The sequence below is a fragment of the Paenibacillus sp. SAFN-117 genome (assembly GCF_051966115.1).
Classification (GTDB): Bacteria; Bacillota; Bacilli; order Paenibacillales; family NBRC-103111; genus Paenibacillus_L; species Paenibacillus_L residui.
Genome location: NZ_JBQCLK010000043.1, coordinates 42,394 through 57,887, shown reverse-complemented (window position 1 = coordinate 57,887; position 15,494 = coordinate 42,394). Strand labels below are relative to the sequence as shown.

The 15,494-nt window shown below is 52.4% G+C and carries 12 protein-coding genes; 3 read left to right on the top strand and 9 right to left on the bottom strand.

Annotation, left to right across the window (positions count from 1 at the left end):
- Positions 1 to 204 precede the first annotated feature (204 nt).
- The 9 genes from ptsP to ACTHRH_RS22805 all read right to left on the bottom strand — a co-directional run bounded on the left by ptsP (position 205) and on the right by ACTHRH_RS22805 (position 9,508).
- Positions 205 to 1,947 (bottom strand): phosphoenolpyruvate--protein phosphotransferase, encoded by a 1,743-nt coding sequence (gene ptsP, locus ACTHRH_RS22845; protein WP_440417787.1) that lies wholly within the window; start codon positions 1,945 to 1,947, stop codon positions 205 to 207.
- Positions 1,947 to 2,216, bottom strand: coding sequence for an HPr family phosphocarrier protein (locus tag ACTHRH_RS22840; protein ID WP_440417785.1), 270 nt, complete (start codon positions 2,214 to 2,216; stop codon positions 1,947 to 1,949). The genes ptsP and ACTHRH_RS22840 overlap by 1 nt, the downstream gene beginning before the upstream one ends.
- A gap of 49 nt (positions 2,217 to 2,265) precedes the next feature.
- Positions 2,266 to 3,000: an SIS domain-containing protein gene (locus ACTHRH_RS22835; protein ID WP_440417783.1), complete on the bottom strand. Its 735-nt coding sequence runs from the start codon at positions 2,998 to 3,000 to the stop codon at positions 2,266 to 2,268.
- 6 nt (positions 3,001 to 3,006) lie between these two features.
- Positions 3,007 to 3,753, bottom strand: coding sequence for a creatininase family protein (locus ACTHRH_RS22830; protein WP_150959581.1), 747 nt, complete (start codon positions 3,751 to 3,753; stop codon positions 3,007 to 3,009).
- A gap of 12 nt (positions 3,754 to 3,765) precedes the next feature.
- On the bottom strand, positions 3,766 to 4,758 hold the full coding sequence (locus ACTHRH_RS22825; protein WP_440417781.1) for a phosphotriesterase family protein: 993 nt from the start codon (positions 4,756 to 4,758) through the stop codon (positions 3,766 to 3,768).
- Between the two features lie 499 nt (positions 4,759 to 5,257).
- Entirely contained in the window at positions 5,258 to 6,553 is a 1,296-nt protein-coding gene (locus ACTHRH_RS22820) for a PTS ascorbate transporter subunit IIC (RefSeq protein ID WP_440417779.1), read from the bottom strand.
- Between the two features lie 21 nt (positions 6,554 to 6,574).
- Positions 6,575 to 6,838, bottom strand: coding sequence for a PTS sugar transporter subunit IIB (locus tag ACTHRH_RS22815; RefSeq protein ID WP_144931970.1), 264 nt, complete (start codon positions 6,836 to 6,838; stop codon positions 6,575 to 6,577).
- Positions 6,839 to 6,944: 106 nt separating this feature from the next.
- The gene (locus ACTHRH_RS22810; RefSeq protein WP_440417777.1) at positions 6,945 to 7,388 is read right to left on the bottom strand and encodes a PTS sugar transporter subunit IIA; all 444 of its coding nucleotides are present in this window, start codon (positions 7,386 to 7,388) and stop codon (positions 6,945 to 6,947) included.
- Between the two features lie 23 nt (positions 7,389 to 7,411).
- Complete coding sequence (locus tag ACTHRH_RS22805; RefSeq protein WP_440417789.1) at positions 7,412 to 9,508, bottom strand: BglG family transcription antiterminator; 2,097 nt, start codon at positions 9,506 to 9,508, stop codon at positions 7,412 to 7,414.
- 273 nt (positions 9,509 to 9,781) lie between these two features.
- Between ACTHRH_RS22805 and ACTHRH_RS22800 the strand changes: the two genes are divergently transcribed.
- The 3 genes from ACTHRH_RS22800 to ACTHRH_RS22790 all read left to right on the top strand — a co-directional run bounded on the left by ACTHRH_RS22800 (position 9,782) and on the right by ACTHRH_RS22790 (position 15,338).
- Positions 9,782 to 11,056: a CapA family protein gene (locus ACTHRH_RS22800; protein ID WP_440417775.1), complete on the top strand. Its 1,275-nt coding sequence runs from the start codon at positions 9,782 to 9,784 to the stop codon at positions 11,054 to 11,056.
- 179 nt (positions 11,057 to 11,235) lie between these two features.
- On the top strand, positions 11,236 to 11,865 hold the full coding sequence (locus ACTHRH_RS22795; protein ID WP_440417773.1) for a fumarylacetoacetate hydrolase family protein: 630 nt from the start codon (positions 11,236 to 11,238) through the stop codon (positions 11,863 to 11,865).
- 398 nt (positions 11,866 to 12,263) lie between these two features.
- The gene (locus ACTHRH_RS22790) at positions 12,264 to 15,338 is read left to right on the top strand and encodes a CBM96 family carbohydrate-binding protein (protein WP_440417771.1); all 3,075 of its coding nucleotides are present in this window, start codon (positions 12,264 to 12,266) and stop codon (positions 15,336 to 15,338) included.
- The last annotated feature ends 156 nt before the right edge of the window (positions 15,339 to 15,494 follow it).

Genomic DNA, 15,494 nt, shown 5'->3' with positions numbered 1-15,494 from the left:
CAATCCAAGCAGGAAACGACTGATATTGACGCCGATTCGCTCGCTTCTTAATGCTGTAGAACTTTTGACTGTCCAGTTTCGATAGCAGCAGCAAAAAAGCCCGCATGCTTCATCAAGACGGAAGCATGCGGGCCGAAAATCCGCGCCGCAGCGCGGGCAATTGGTTCTTAAAGGATGTTCTCAAGCGCAGGTTAATGCTGAAAATCAGGCATCCGGCTGGCTCTCCGTGTATCGGAGCAGCTCCTGCCGAACCTCCTCGGTCGTAGCCAGTTGCAGCAGGCGGTCGGTCAAGGTACGGCAATCCCGGCTGTCCAGCCTGGAGATAGCCTGTTTAACCTTGACGATCGAGCCTGCATCCATGCTCCATTCGTCGAGACCGAGCCCGATGAGCAGCGGAGCGGCCAGGGGATCCCCGGCCATCCCGCCGCACATGCCCGCCCATTTGCCCTCGCGATGGGCGGCTTCGATGACCTGCCGGATCAGCAGCAGAACGGCAGGATGGAAGAAGTCGTACAGATAGGAAACCTTCTCGTTCATCCGGTCTACAGCCAGCGTATACTGAACGAGATCGTTCGTCCCGATGCTGAAGAAGTCGACCTCTTTCGCGAACGAGCCGGCGAGGAGGGCGGCGGAAGGGATTTCGACCATTATTCCGACCTCGACCGAATCGGAAACGGAGACTCCTTCCTGTACCAATTCCCGGCGCGCCTGTTCGTAGAGCGCCTTGGCTTGCCGCCATTCCTCCAGGCTGGATATCATGGGAAACATGATCTTAATGTTTCCGTATTGGCTGGCCCTGAGCAGAGCCCGCAGCTGGGTATGCAGCAGCTCCTTCCGATCAAGACCGATGCGGATGGCGCGATAACCGAGGAAGGGATTCGCTTCCTTCGGCAAATTCAGATAAGGAAGCTCCTTATCTCCGCCGATATCCATCGTGCGGATGACGACCGGACGGCCGTTCATCCGTTCCGCCACTTCCCGGTAAGCCGCGAATTGCGCATCCTCGTCCGGCAGCCGGTTCGAATTCATGTACAGGAACTCGGTCCGGTACAAGCCGATGCCTTCCGCGTTCTGCTCCGCGGCGATAGCCGCTTCCTGAACGGTTCCGATATTCGCGGCCACCTCGACACGGACTCCGTCCTTCGTCTCGGCCGGCAGGGAACGGAACCGTTCCAGCGCGCTCAGCTCGCTCTGTTCGCTGCTTTGGCGCCGGCGGTACTCTTCGATCGTCTCCGGCTCCGCATGCCGGATGCAGAGCCCCCGGCTGCCGTCGACGATCAGCAGCTCCCCGTCGGCGATCTCGCGAACGGCTTCTCCCGCTCCGACAACGGCGGCTATGCCAAGCGAACGGGCCAGAATGGACGTATGGGAGGTCTTCCCGCCCATTCTTGTAACCAGCGCTTGTACATACCTCTTGTCGAGCTGGACCGTATCGGAAGGCGCCAGATCGTCGGCAACGACGATGACTTCCTCACGCAAATCGGCGAGTCCGGCGCGCTTACCTCCCAATAGCTGCGAAAGCAGCCGCTTGCCCAGATCGCGAATGTCGGCGGCCCGCTCCTGCATGTATTCGTTGTCCATTCGCTCGAACCGCCCGGCGAAATGCTCCGTCACCGCACTGACGGCCTGCTCGGCGCTGAGGAGCTCCTCCCGCACCCGTTTCTCGATCTGCGGATAATAGGCCGGGTCGGACAGCATCCGCGCCTGGCCGACGAGAATGCCGGCCTGCTGCTCGCCAAGCGTCTGCTTGGCTTGCTCCGCCAGCTCCGTCAGCTCGGCCTCGCTCTGTTCTTTGGCCCGGTTCAGCCGTTCAAGCTCGGCCTCCACCTCTTCCGCGGCAATCTCCTCGCGAATGCTCGCCGGTTCCGTCTGTTCCCGCAGCACGAACGCTTTCGCGATTCGTATTCCATCCGAGACACCGATGCCCTGGATTAACTGTTCCGCCATTATTCTTCACCAAACTTGCTCTCGATCAGCTCCGCCAACCCGTCAACGGCCTCCTGCTGATCGGGACCTTCAGCTTCGAGCGTAATCTGTGACCCTTTGACAAGACCTAAGGTCATCAGCTCCAGCATGCTCTTGGCATCGGCTTCTTCGCCGGCGGCATTCTTGATTTTGATCGTCGCTTGATATTTATTCGCTTTATCTACGAAAAGCTGTGCGGGACGCACGTGAAATCCTTGTTCATTCTGTATGGTCAGTTGTCTCGCTACCATGTAATCTCCTCCTATCGGTGAACCGTCTCTATTTTATAAGGGTAGGGAATCAGGAAAGAAGAGAAATTCTTTCCCGGTAACGCTCGATTAGAGCGTTGTTATGATCATCGGCACCATCAATGTTGCCGCTTAAAAATACGGGAGGCTCATACCCCTGTTCAGCCATGAAAGCGATGGCTTGCGCCAGAATAGCATTAAGAATGGCCGCACCTATCACCGTGGAGGTCGGAGTGAAAGGAATCGGTATGTCCGGATGGGTAAGGACGGCGTCTCCTTTGACCGCGTAATTGTCAATGACCAGATCCACGGAGTTGTACAAATGCTTGCCGCTGGAATGCCGCGAAGGCTGGCTTCCGGAATAGTCCAGAGAAGTTATGCCGATCGTGAAGGCGCCTTTGGCCTTGGCGATTTGGGCAACATCGACCGGAACCGGGTTCCGTCCCGAAGTAGAGAGGACGAACATCACCTCGCCCGGACGAATGTCCTGATCATGCATGAAGGTTTCAGCCAGCCCATTCTGTCTTTCCAGCTCCGAGGAACGGACCGCCCCTTCGTGAAGCATCAGCTTCTCGATGAAAATAGGGCGGATTGGAACAAGCCCGCCGGCCCGGTAGAAAACTTCCTCCGTCAAAATATGCGAATGCCCGCAGCCGAAGAGGTGGATAATTCCACCGTTCATAATGGCTTCCGCCGTCTTCCGGGCGGCTTGGGAGATCGTCTCGGACTGCCGGCTCTCAATTTTGTTCAGCATTTCATGAAGATGATTAAAATAAGTTTGAAGCATCCGGCATCATTGCTCCTTTCCGGATAGTATTCGTTTTTTGGCATTCTCAATCATCATAGTCATCGTTCGCAGGGTCGTTTCGATAATTTGCTCGCCCTTCTCCTTCGTGGCTAGCGTGGCATCTCCCAGTACCGCGGTTGAGGTAAATTCCTCCCAGGGGGTCGGGGTACAGTCGGCCTCCAGATCGATCGTCGGGATGTCGTTAATAGCTTTTGTCATATCTACATATTCCCCCGCCAAATATAGCATGTAGGAGGTTTCCAGCTCGCAAGCATGGAAATAGGAAGCATGGGAGGACGGGGTTTCCCGTACCTTCTCGATCGCTTCCTTGGAGCCGGGGTAGAAGAAATAGTACACTTTCAATTCCGGATAATCCCGGTAGAGCAGACGGGCTGCATCCTTCAGAGCGGGAGCGTTGCCGAGGTGCCCGTTCAGCATCACGAAGATGCGAAAGCCCTGGCGGACAAGACTTTCTCCGATGTCATACAGCATCTGGATCAGCGCCTCGTTGGAGACGTTGATGCTGCCCGGGAAGTTCTGCAGGCTCCATACTTGTCCATAAGGAAGAGTGGGCAGGACGAAGCTGTCCGTCCGCTCCGCCAGGCGCCGGGCCAGACGCTCCGCCAGGAAATTGTCCGTACCCAGGGGGAGGTGGGGGCCATGTGCCTCCACGGCGCCGATGGGCAGGATGGCGCACGGCCTTTGTTCAATTTTAGCGGCAATCTCAAAAGCATTCTCTTCTTGAAAGTTCATTATTCTGTCTCCTTACAGCTTGAAAGCGAAGCAATTTGCGGGATTCGTCACGAAAAATTTCTCAATCAATTGATGGCCGTCGAAGCCGGCCCGGTTCGCCTCGTCGATAAATCGCGGAACCCACTTGGCAATAATATATTCCAGCCCGAGACCATGATCGTAATGCTTGTAGTAGGTTTTGCGAGCCGTATCGCCGCTGATCAGAATCTGGTTCTCGTAGCCTTTGCGGACAAGCTCCAGAATAAGCTGAATTCGCGTGCTTTCAGGCGCATATTTGATTTTGGCGATTCCGTCGAAGGAGAGGTAGGCTCCGGTTCTCGCAATTTGTTCATGATAATACGGGTCGGGATTGCGATCCATATGTCCGAGGCTCAGGAAGCTAATGTCGATGTTCTCGCTGCGCAGCAGCTCGATCTGCTCCAGCCCCATCGTGCCGACTTCGGTATGGGAGTGCATCGGCGCCTTCGTTTCATGATGGGCGCGGGCGACGGCCCGAAGCGTCTTCTCCTCAAGCGGCGTAATCCGGTTGTAGCCGGTGCCGAACTTGACCTGGCCGGCCTTGAACGGAGTTCCTTCGAGGCCTTCCTCAACTTCCCTAATGACGAAATCCGCCAGTTCGTTAATGCTCTTCGCTTCTATCCATTCGTAATAAGTCTCATAGTCGCCTATAAGCGGCTTAAGCTCTTCTTTCACTTTGGCATCCCATAGAAAGCTTTTGTTGAAACCGGCGGTGCCGATAATCCGGACGCCCGTCTCCTGCATGATCCGGTATACGGCGGGAACATCACGGCCGTAATCGATAGCGGTGGCGTCTACGATCGCCTGGCCGCCATGCTTTTTGAAATCGAGGACGTCCAGCTTCGACTTCTCCGGATCGTCCAGCAGCAGGTCATCCACGCCGCGTTCCGACCAATGGGCCGGACGGCAGACGATATGCTCGTGGGAATAAGTGAACCCTAATTGCTCTTTGGAAATATCTGCATCAAGCGTACGTATAAAACTCATCCTGTATGTTCCTCCTGTCCTATCCTGTAATGTCTATCACATAGGAAACTTTAAGTTCTTTACAGCCTTAATGCGATGTACTTGTTTCCTGTCGTTATAAAAAGCTTCCGCCAAAACCGGGTTGTTCCTCTCCAACTCCGGGGCTCCCTGCAAAGTACTAGGAATACGCTTCGAAGGTTACGCGTCACTTTGTGGGGGATTACAAGGCACCGTAAGGCTCATTTTTAAAAAAATAAGAAAGTATAAGTTTTACCTTATACCTGTTCTTACCACATTAGAAAGTTTAAGTTCATTACAGCATTGAAATGGAACAAACTTTTTAATTGGCATAAAAGGCTACCTTTAAAACCGGGTTATTCGTCTTCGAAGAGGCTCCGTTAGAAGCTTTTTTTATTTTTCATCGTTAAACGCCCCTGTCCAGGACGTAGCCGTTTATCCTTGTATAAATGTGATTGCAGGAAGCGATAGATATGGTCAAGTTTCACGGACTTTAAGTGCCCTAGAATAACAACTGGGCCAGAAAACGGATGATCGGTCCGATAACGAACATGTCGGAATCGGCCGCCCACATCGCCGTATCCGGTATGGTGGACGAAATCAGGAAGCGAACCATGATAAATTGCCCCCAAGCTACGATGGTTGCGGTAAAGAAGCCGCCCAGCAACGCTCCCCGGACTCCGCCGGTTGCATTCCCGAACACTCCTGCCGTTGCCCCGTGGAAGAACAGAACAATCATGGTCGGTACGAAAATATAAGCAACGGTGCTGCCTAAGACGACGAGCCAGATCAATGCGCCGACGAACGCTCCGATAAATCCGAGAATAACCGCGTTGGGAGCGTAGGGGAATGTTACGGGAGCATCCAGCGCCGGCTTCGCACCGGGAACGATCTTGGTAGCGATCCCGTTGAAAGCGGGGACCAGTTCCCCGATGAACATCCGCACACCCATCAGAACAATGGCAATCCCACCGGCGAAGGTCAGAGATTGGATAATAGAGTACATGATGAAATTCTGTTCTCCGGCTTGAGCCACCAACTCCTGGGCACCCGGTGTCCCCTTCGTAACAATAACGACAGCGCCGACGAGGAACAGGACACCCATGCTCAGCGCGGTAATGACGTTCGAATCGCGGAGAAATTCCAGTCCTTTAGGGACTTTAATTTTTTCCGAGTCGTTGTTTTTATTGCCGAACAATTTGCCGAACAGCGCACCCAACAATGCGACGGAGGCGGAAGTATGTCCAAGGGCAATGTTGTCGTTTCCGGTAATTTTGCGCATAAAAGGCTGCGTTACCGCGGGCTGCAGCGTCCAGTACAGTCCCAAGATGACGGCAAGGAAAAGAACAAGCTTCCACTGAGCTACATCTCCCGAGGTATGAACGACGATTCCGGCAAAGATCGATGCGGTCCAGAACATCATGTGCCCGGTTAAGTAAATATATTTAAATTTCGTAAAGCGGGCCAGCAGCACGTTAATCAGAAATCCTACCAGCATGGCGAGAGTGACGGCGCTGCCGAATCTGGCGTTGAACCCTTCCTGGCCGAGAAATTGTCCCAGAGATTCGGCTTGCAGCCCGAATACTTCCTTCCACATCGGTTCGAATACATTCAAGGCATTGACGATAACGCCGGAACCGGCACCGATAATAAGAAAACCGATGACCGCCTTGAATGTCCCGCTGATGATTTGGCTGGTCGTTTTCTTCTGCAGCAGCAGGCCGAGCAGAACGATAAAGCCAAGCAGAATAGCGGGGGTACCGAAGATGTTAGTGGCTATCCAAAAAATGACTTCCATTGGACACTCCTCCTATAGTAATTACATGGCTTCCTTTAAGCTTTCCTTGATTTCATTCAAGTCGAAATAGTTATTAACGATAACAATTTTGGCCGAATGCCCTTGCAGGCTTTGGGCAAGCTCGTTGCTGGTCACGATGTAGTCGGCCGACATGCTGGAAGCCGTGGATACATCCGTATGCTCTACGTCTGCCTGAACGCCCATCTCCCTCAGTACATTTTCCACGTTCATTCTCAGAATCAGACTAGTTCCTTGTCCAAGTCCGCATACACATAAAATTTTCATAAGATAACCTCCTAAGTATTTTTAAAATCCGGTTAATTTTCCTAACTCTCGCTAAATGAGCAAAGAAGCTGCATATCATCCGGCTAAACGTTCAAGCAGCCGGTCGTTAAGCTTCTGCCTTGGCGAGCAATGCACTTACCTCATCGGGTGTCGCAGCTTGTTTCATAGCTTCCACATTAGCCGGGTTATTGAGCAGGGTAGTCAATTTGCGCAGCAGCGTTATATGCTCTTCGCTAGATGAGGAGCCAAGGGCGAAGACGAGCTCCACGGGATCGTTATGGGCATGTCCGAATTCTATCGGCTGTTTCAACCGGACGAAGGAGACGGAAGCTTCATTCACCCCGTCTTCCGCTTTCGCATGGGGCAGGGCGATTCGTGGAGCGAGGACGAAATAAGGTCCTTTCTCCCGGTAGGAAGCGAGCATTGCTTCTATATAACTATTCTTGGCAGCTCCGCTGTCCACCAGAAGCCGGCCGGCTGCACGAATGGCTTCTTCGGCATCCTTAGCCTCGACATCCAATGAAATCAGGCTTGGTTCCAGAAAACGCATGGTAAAATCCTCCTTAGTGTGTCCTATGATGTAAAGGAATATTGATGTAGCATTCGCATTATTTCATCCTTATCACTCGTATTCCCCAATAAGATTCTATTTTGTTCATCCTTGAGCATATCGGTTAATTGAGTCAGCGCCTTCAGATGAGATTCGCCGTCCAGGCTGGCTATAACAAATAACAGACGGACGCGGTGCTTCTTCAGACTGCTGAACGGAACCCCTGACCGAATAGAGAGAAGCGCCATGGAGGTACGAACGACACCGTCCTCCGGTTTGGCATGTGCAATCGCTATTCCAGGCGCGATGACGATATAAGGACCATGCTCTATGACTTTATCGATCATGGCCTGAACGTATTGCCGGACTATACTCCCGTCATTCAAGAGCGGCTGGGAGGCCATCTTTATGGCTGAGCGCCAATCCGTAGCATCCTTGCACAGAACGATCCGGTTAGGGGTCAACAAATCCTTCAGTGTCGGCCTGTTATCCTGGATTGGCCGATTGCGGGCAGCCGTCAGATAGCGCTGAATCTCCTCCTGTAGAGCGGATTCATTAAGGACGTTGGAATGCTTCTTGACCAGCTCCATAATCGCCTGTGCGGAAGGGCCGGGGCCTTCTTCGCTCCCTCCATCCAGATAAGGCTGTACCTGGTTAAGCAGATGGACTTTCTCCGCATCGCTCAGGATGGGATTGACGATAAACACAGGGACGTTGCTCCCGGACAACGGAACGGTAGAAAAAATAAAATGAACCCATTCTGTAAATTTCTCATACTCCCGCAGCGAAAGAACGGCAACGAAATCAATGGCGGGGAATAAGCGTTTCAGCTGGATTCTGAGCATACGCGAGGCCGAAATGCCATTAACGCAGACGATTGCGGCGGTTTTCCCCTGGACCGGCTCGACCTGCTCTCTGCGCAGCCAGCCGCCGAAGTGCATGGACAGATAAGCGATTTCCTGGTCATCCACCGGCTTTCCGAGCAGCTTCTCCAGTGGAAGCACCGATTTCTTGGTCAGCTCGAACACTTCCCGGTATTTCTGCATGATCGTATCCGCCAGGGGATTCTCGATTTTCAGATCATATTTGATCCGATAGAAGGCCGATTTCACGTGAAGGAACAACTGGTCTTCCAGTGCATTGCGTTGCTGGAAATAAACGCAGCCGAGCTGTTCGAAGGTTTCGATCATTTGTCTGGTGGCCACGCGGAGCCTCTTGGTTTCGGGATTATGCGATTGTTCTCCCAGCTTGTTGACCTTGGCGGCCAATAAATGAACCGTTATATAACAGATCTCGTCCTCGGGAAATTCAATTCCGAACAAGGCTCCAAGCTCCAGGGAAATTTGTAAGGCTGCTTTAAATTGCGGTGTTTCCCGCAGGGCGGCTCTCTCATCCTGATCCATTGTGACTGCTTTGCCTTCAATCAGCCGGTTCGTAAACAGCAATAGACGGGCGGCCAACTGCAGAATCGTTTCGTCCGTCAGCTCCATCCCGATCGTTCGTTCCCCGGAGGCGATGATATCGTAGATGGAAGATAGCTGCTCGGCTTGGAAGGCAGGGGCTTGAGCCTGATACAGATTGGCATTGATCAGGCCCTGGATTTGCAGGACGAAATCTTTCCAGCTGATATGGGATAACAGCTCGGATAAAATATGCGAAAGTGCCGCTCTCTTATCCTTCTCCTTCCCCTCGACGATATAACCGTGCTTGCGGTCAAACGTCACCGTCAGTCTGAAGCCGGCCAATTCCTCCCGAAGACGTTTTAATTCGGTGTGGGCGGTTCCGCGGCTGACGTTCAGAAGCTGCTCCATGTCCTGAAGAAACAGGGGCTCTGTCCGATGGATCAGATGAAGTCCCAGCCAAGCCTTCCGTTCGTTACGGGACAGATAATACTGAGATGGCTGAACGGTTTTCGCAATGGCCGGCAGCTGCCTGCGGGACTCTTCCGGAAGCACGAAGCCCGCGCCGCGGACATAGTGAACGGGAGCCAGTTGATTCGCCTGGAGCCATTCGTTAATTTTACCCATATCGTAATAAACCGTCCGTTTGGATATATGAAAAGCATCCATCAAATCCTGCAATGGTACATAATCTTCCCTCTCTTGCAATAAGGCAAGAATGGAAGTGCTCCTCTCGTCCAGAATAGTGCCGCACCCCCTCTATCCTTACGAATCCGACCCTCTTGCTAGTCATTATACTTAATGCCATGCTGGTGAAACAGCGCAATCATTGTCCCCTTATTTTTGCAAAATTATACGGATGTCATAATTTTTGATAAGTCGGCAAGTTTCTTGGTCGGGGATGTCGGATGTTGGCGGATCTCGAAGAAAGTGGCAGTATTTTCTGGTATAATATTGATTATGGATGATACGAAAGCGGGTTGAGGGGAAATTATGAATCTTTCACGGACCGAAAGAAAAATGTCGCAGCGCAAGAAGATGTATCAATCGATGATGAGAGCGACCGTCATTCTTTTTTTTCTTATGATTGTAACGATTATTGGACTGTACATATGGATGGAAAAGCAGTCATCCGCCCCTTCCTCCGGATCCGGGGGCGGGCCTGATGCGGCAGCTATAGATCCGGCTTCTTCTCCCAAGCCTTCTACAATGCCGAGTCCTTCGCCTTCCGAAGAGCCCGTGAGCTCACCATCACCATCCCCGTCCCCGGAGGATAGCGGTGAATCCGCCCCTCCCGCGGAGCCGAACCGTGGAGACGGGCCGAAGAAGCAGGTGACCCTGTCCTTCGTGGGGGATGTTCTGTTAGGAAGCACGGTGAATAATTTATTATCGGCTCACGGCTACGAGTATCCGTATCAGGATGTCCGGGAGCTTCTGCAGAAACCGGATTTAACGATTGCCAATCTGGAAACTCCGATTACGGACCGGGGGACAGCGGAGAAGGATAAAACCTATATTTACCGTTCTTCCCCGGAGGTTCTGCCTGCTTTTAAGGAAGCGGGGTTCGATTTGGTCAATCTGGCGAATAATCATACGATGGATTATGGGGTTGAAGGGCTGCTGGATACACTCGGCCATCTGGATGAGCAGGGGATTCTGAGGGTAGGGGCCGGAAGAGATGCGGACGAGGCGTTCCAGCCGGTAATTGTAGAGAAGAACGGGCTCAAAATCGCTTTCCTCGGATTTACGAAAGTCGTTCCCGATGCTTCTTGGAAAGCCGGCCTTGCGTCGCCCGGATTGGCAGACACCTACAGTCATATCCGCCCGGTACGGGAGATTGAGAAAGCAAAGGAACAGGCGGACCTGGTCATCGTCATCGCGCATTGGGGCGAGGAGCGTAAGGACCACCCTAACCAGGAGCAAATCGATCTGGCCCATCGATATATAGATGCCGGCGCGGATTTAATCATCGGAGGACATCCGCATGTGCTGCAAGGTTTTGAGCAATATAACGGGAAATGGATCGCGTACAGCCTTGGGAATTTTATTTTCACAACGAATAACAACGCCAAAACGCTCGAAACCGTCATTCTGGAGGCGACCTGCTCGACCGACGGCTGTGATCTTAAGGCCGTGCCGATTTTTACCCAGTGGGCGAAGCCTGTTGTCATGGAAGAGCAAGAAGGGCAGCAGCTTTACGAGCGATTGACCTCCATATCGAGGCAGGCTTTTGTCGATAAGGACGGATACATTCACGCACAGGAATAGCTGACTTTGTAGTAAACAGGTTGAGGTGTAGTAAGAGTAAAGGAAGTCGCGCCTCAAGGCCCTAGAACATGGTGAAATTGATCTTATATGCACTTATTTTGATGTGAGAAACCAAGGCCGTGCGAACTATATTTAGAATCATACGCTTATTCCGCTTTGCGAAAGGAGGAGCCGAAGCAATGTTCGAACAGATCAGAAATGTATACTGCGTTGGCAGAAATTATCGCCTGCATGCCGCAGAATTAGGCAATGCCGTTCCGGATAAGCCGATGCTGTTCATGAAGCCAAGCCACGCTCTGGTTCCCATGGATGGCCGAACTATCGGACTTCCCTCTGGCGTCGGCGAGATTCATTATGAGGCGGAGCTGGTTATTCATATTGGACGCTCTTATGAACCGGGAATTTCCGTGGACGAACTCGTGGACAAGATGGCTCTGGGGATAGACTTTACCTTGCGGGATGTTCAAACGGCCCTGAAAGCGAAAGGGCAGCCTTGGCTTCCGGCCAAGGGCTTTCTTCAATCGGCGCCGATTGGACCGTTTCGGACTTTTCCTGGCATTACAAGAGCCGGAGAGGGCACGTTCCACTTACGGAAGAACGGGCAGATGGTACAGAGCGGACAGCCTCGGGACATGATCTTTGACCTGCAGGAGATCGTGGATTTCTGTGCGGAGCATTATGGAATAGGGCCGGGTGATTTGATCTTTACCGGAACTCCGGAGGGTGTCGGTGCGGTCGCGGATGGAGATAGGCTTCAGCTTTACTGGAATGATGAGCCTGCAGGGGATATATTGATTTCTGTTAAATGAAATTAACCGACAAGACCGCCTCGGTCACTTGACCCTATGATGAGGCGGTCTTTGTATTTGAATGACCGGGTTATTCATCTTCAGTTCCGGGGCTCCCCGCAAAGTACCCGGAATACGCTTCAAAGGTCATACGTCACTTTGTGGGGATTGTAGGGCTCCGTGTGGGGCTTTTTTTAAAATTTAACTGTGTTTACTTAAGAGCTATCCTTTTCTATGGAAAGTAATGATTTTATTAACTATTCAAATATTTGTATAAGAGTAAAAGAAAAGAAGATTTCTCTCAGCCTGACTTTATTTTAACGTAGAAAAAGAATGTTAGCGGAGGAGGGATTGAGAGCTTCATAGTTTTGAAAACGCTTTACCATGCTGACGGCAAATTTACTGAAAGGGGAATGAGAATGATTTGTACTTGGAAGTGGGTAGGGAATCGGGAGAAAAAGGCTATAAGTATGCTATGGATTGTCTTGTTGGGTACCGCTTTGGCGGTTCTGCTGATCCCTTCCGCAGCTCGGGCCGAAGCCGCCGTAACGATCGATTCACATCAAGATGGCGAGGAGGTACCGGCAGGGAAGGTCACTTTATCGGGAACCTACACGGACTCTTATCAAGTTCAATTAATGGTTAACGGCCGTTTGGTTGCGGATGTTCATATGAATGATCCGGATGGGGATGATTCGGGTGATTGGTATTACATTCTGGATACGGCAACCATGGACGCGGAATTTCAGATTGCGGCCAAAAGCCTCGATAGAAAAACGCGTTACGGCGTCTGGTCCGAATGGATGACGCTAAAGGTGGATAACCCGCCGGCAAGCCTTCCCGTCGTGACCATTGCAAGTCCTTCGGATGGAGCTTATGTTCATGGGAAGGTTCCGATAGAAGTTGAAGCGTATGGACGAAATCCGGTGGAAAATGTGGAGGTTAGAATTAACGGGGGACCATGGAATCGGGCCGAATCGTTAGGGAAGGAGAACAGGTATCGCTATATCTGGGATTCCTCGGGACAGGGAGACCGAACATTGAGCGTGGAGGCGAGAGCGGCCGATTCCAACGGCAACATCGGCAGAAGCATGACAACGTACGTGAAATCCGGGAAGGGAACCCAGGAAGAAGTGAAGGTTATTCATCAGGATAGAGCCATCTGGATTTGGGAGCCGGCGGCCTACAACCTCTTGCTGAATCCGGGCTCGCGCCAGGTGCTGGACGCGATGGCGAAAGATACCGAAACTTTCGGTTCGCAGCCGGTAACCACTCTGTATCTTGCAGTAGACAGTTATGCGGGGGTGGATATCCTGGAGGATGACCCGGGGAAGGTACGCGAGTTCATTGCTTGGGCTCATGCCAACGGCTATCAGGTTCATGCCTGCATTGCAGGAGGAACCTCGCCGCCCTATCTCGGGGCACTGGCCCCATATCACGATCGTGCGGTCCGGTTAATGGAGAAAATAGTGAACTATCAACTGGCATCGGAGAAGGAAGAACGGTTCGATGGGGTCAATGTCGATATTGAGCCATATATTATGCCGAGTTTCAAAACAGACGCGCCTTCTGCGCAAATCGAATACTTGGATGTCCTGGCTAAAATGATTGAACGCCGGGATACGGCAGGCGTCAACCTGGCCTTCGGACCCGCGATTCCAAGATGGTACGACTCATCGGATCAGGCCAGAGATATTCCCTGGAATGGCTCGACCCAATGGCTGTCCGAGCATATCCAGGACATTAGCGACTATATTGCGATTATGAATTATCGCGATACGGCGGACGGTTCCGTCGGGCTTATCCACCAAGTGGCGGGGGAGATGGCCTATGCCGAAACCATCGGCAAGCCGAACTCGGTCGTTATTGCTGTGGAGACGCTGGATATCGCCAACAGCGGCGACCCATCATCCATAACTTTCCGGGAAGAGGGAAGAAGCTACATGGAGAATGAGCTTGCCAAAGTGTACGCAGCCTACTCCGGCAGCCCGGCATTCGGCGGAATGGCGATGCATCACTATGACTCGGTCCGCGAGCTTCCTTCGGATTGGAGCCGGGACAGGTACTACTGGGAGCCTCCTGCGGATAATGAACGCCCTTCCGCCCTGACAGCCCCGCCGACGGCATCCGCCTTCAATCATGAGCGAATCGATCTGCGTTACGGAATGGCTTACGATAATTTGGAGGTCGCCCGCTACAATATTTACCGCGGTACGGAAAGCAGCTTTGAGACGGGGCCATGGAACCTGGCCGGGACGTCCCGCTCACTGCGCTTCACGGATGAAGGCTTGCTTCCGAATACTACGTATTATTACAAAGTGGCTGCCGTCGATTTGCAGGGAAATATCGGTCCGGCTTCCGATGCTGTGCCGGCTACTACAGGAAGCACGGAGCTGAAGCCGATGATCATTGACGGCATGACGGTAGAGCCCTCCGGTACGGGAGTTAAGGTGTCATTGAAGGTTGTCGATTATAAGACGGGAGAGGGAATTGCCGCTTCCGCACACGGCCGGTTCACCTATGCCGGCGGTAGATATGTTGATTTCGTCACAGGAGCGGACGGGACGGGAAGCGCCTTATCCGAAAGAATCGATGCCGGAGAGCAGGCCGGCTTTGAGCCGAGAAGAATAATGGCTCCGGGCTATTATTGGGCCAAGGCGTACGACCGTCCGCATACGGCGGAGCTTTATTCCACAAACTCTTATTTAAGCAGCCTGCAGGTTGGCGAAGAAACCCTATCCCCCGTGTTTCATCCGGATACGAAGGCATACGCCGTTACCGTTTCGGAGAGCGTATATGAACTGAGAGTGACTGCAACAGCGATGGATGAAGCGTCCGAGTTGACTATCAACGGGCAACCTGTTGAAAGCGGGCAGCCGTCCGGCCCGATTGCCGTGCCCGAAGGAAGAAGTATTATAACGGTGCAGGTTAAAGCGGAGGATGGCTCCGCCAGCCGTTATATTATTGAAGTAAGGCGTCCGTCCGCCGGAGCTGAAGTCGTGCCGATAACGGAGGATACTTATGCCAGAAGCGGTCCGCAAGCGAACAAAACCTTCGGAAACGACAAATGGATTGAGGTAGGCGAGCATCCAAAAGGGGCGGCCGTCAAGCATGAGAGAATCGGGTATATGAAAGCAATCCTGCCGGAAGATTCGGCCCGATCCTATGTTACAGCCAAGCTTCACTGGTATGTCGATAAAATAGGGAAATCTTCTGTGCCGCTAACAATATACGCCTTCTCGGGCGAGTCATGGGCCGGCCGAGACCTGACCTGGAATACGGCTCCTGAAGCCAGTAACGCGGTTAACTGCGGTTCGGTGACGATAAACGGCGAAGGCTGGTACGAGTTGGAGATTAGCGGATGCTTGTCGGGGCTTGAGGCTGCCGAAGGAGAGATTTCGTTCATGCTGCTCGATGAGAGCGCAGCCGGTTCGTTAGTCAGGATTAACAGCATAGAGAACGCCCGACATTCACCGTATCTGGAGCTGCGTTAATCGAAATCGCAGGGTTGAGGGATTACTTATTGCATCGGCAATATTATAAGGCCGGTTAACGGATTCGTTCGGGTGAAAGACGTGCGAATCCGAATAACCGGCCCTTTTTATTGTAATGGTGCAACAATCATCTTTAACTGCAATTCGTTTATTGCC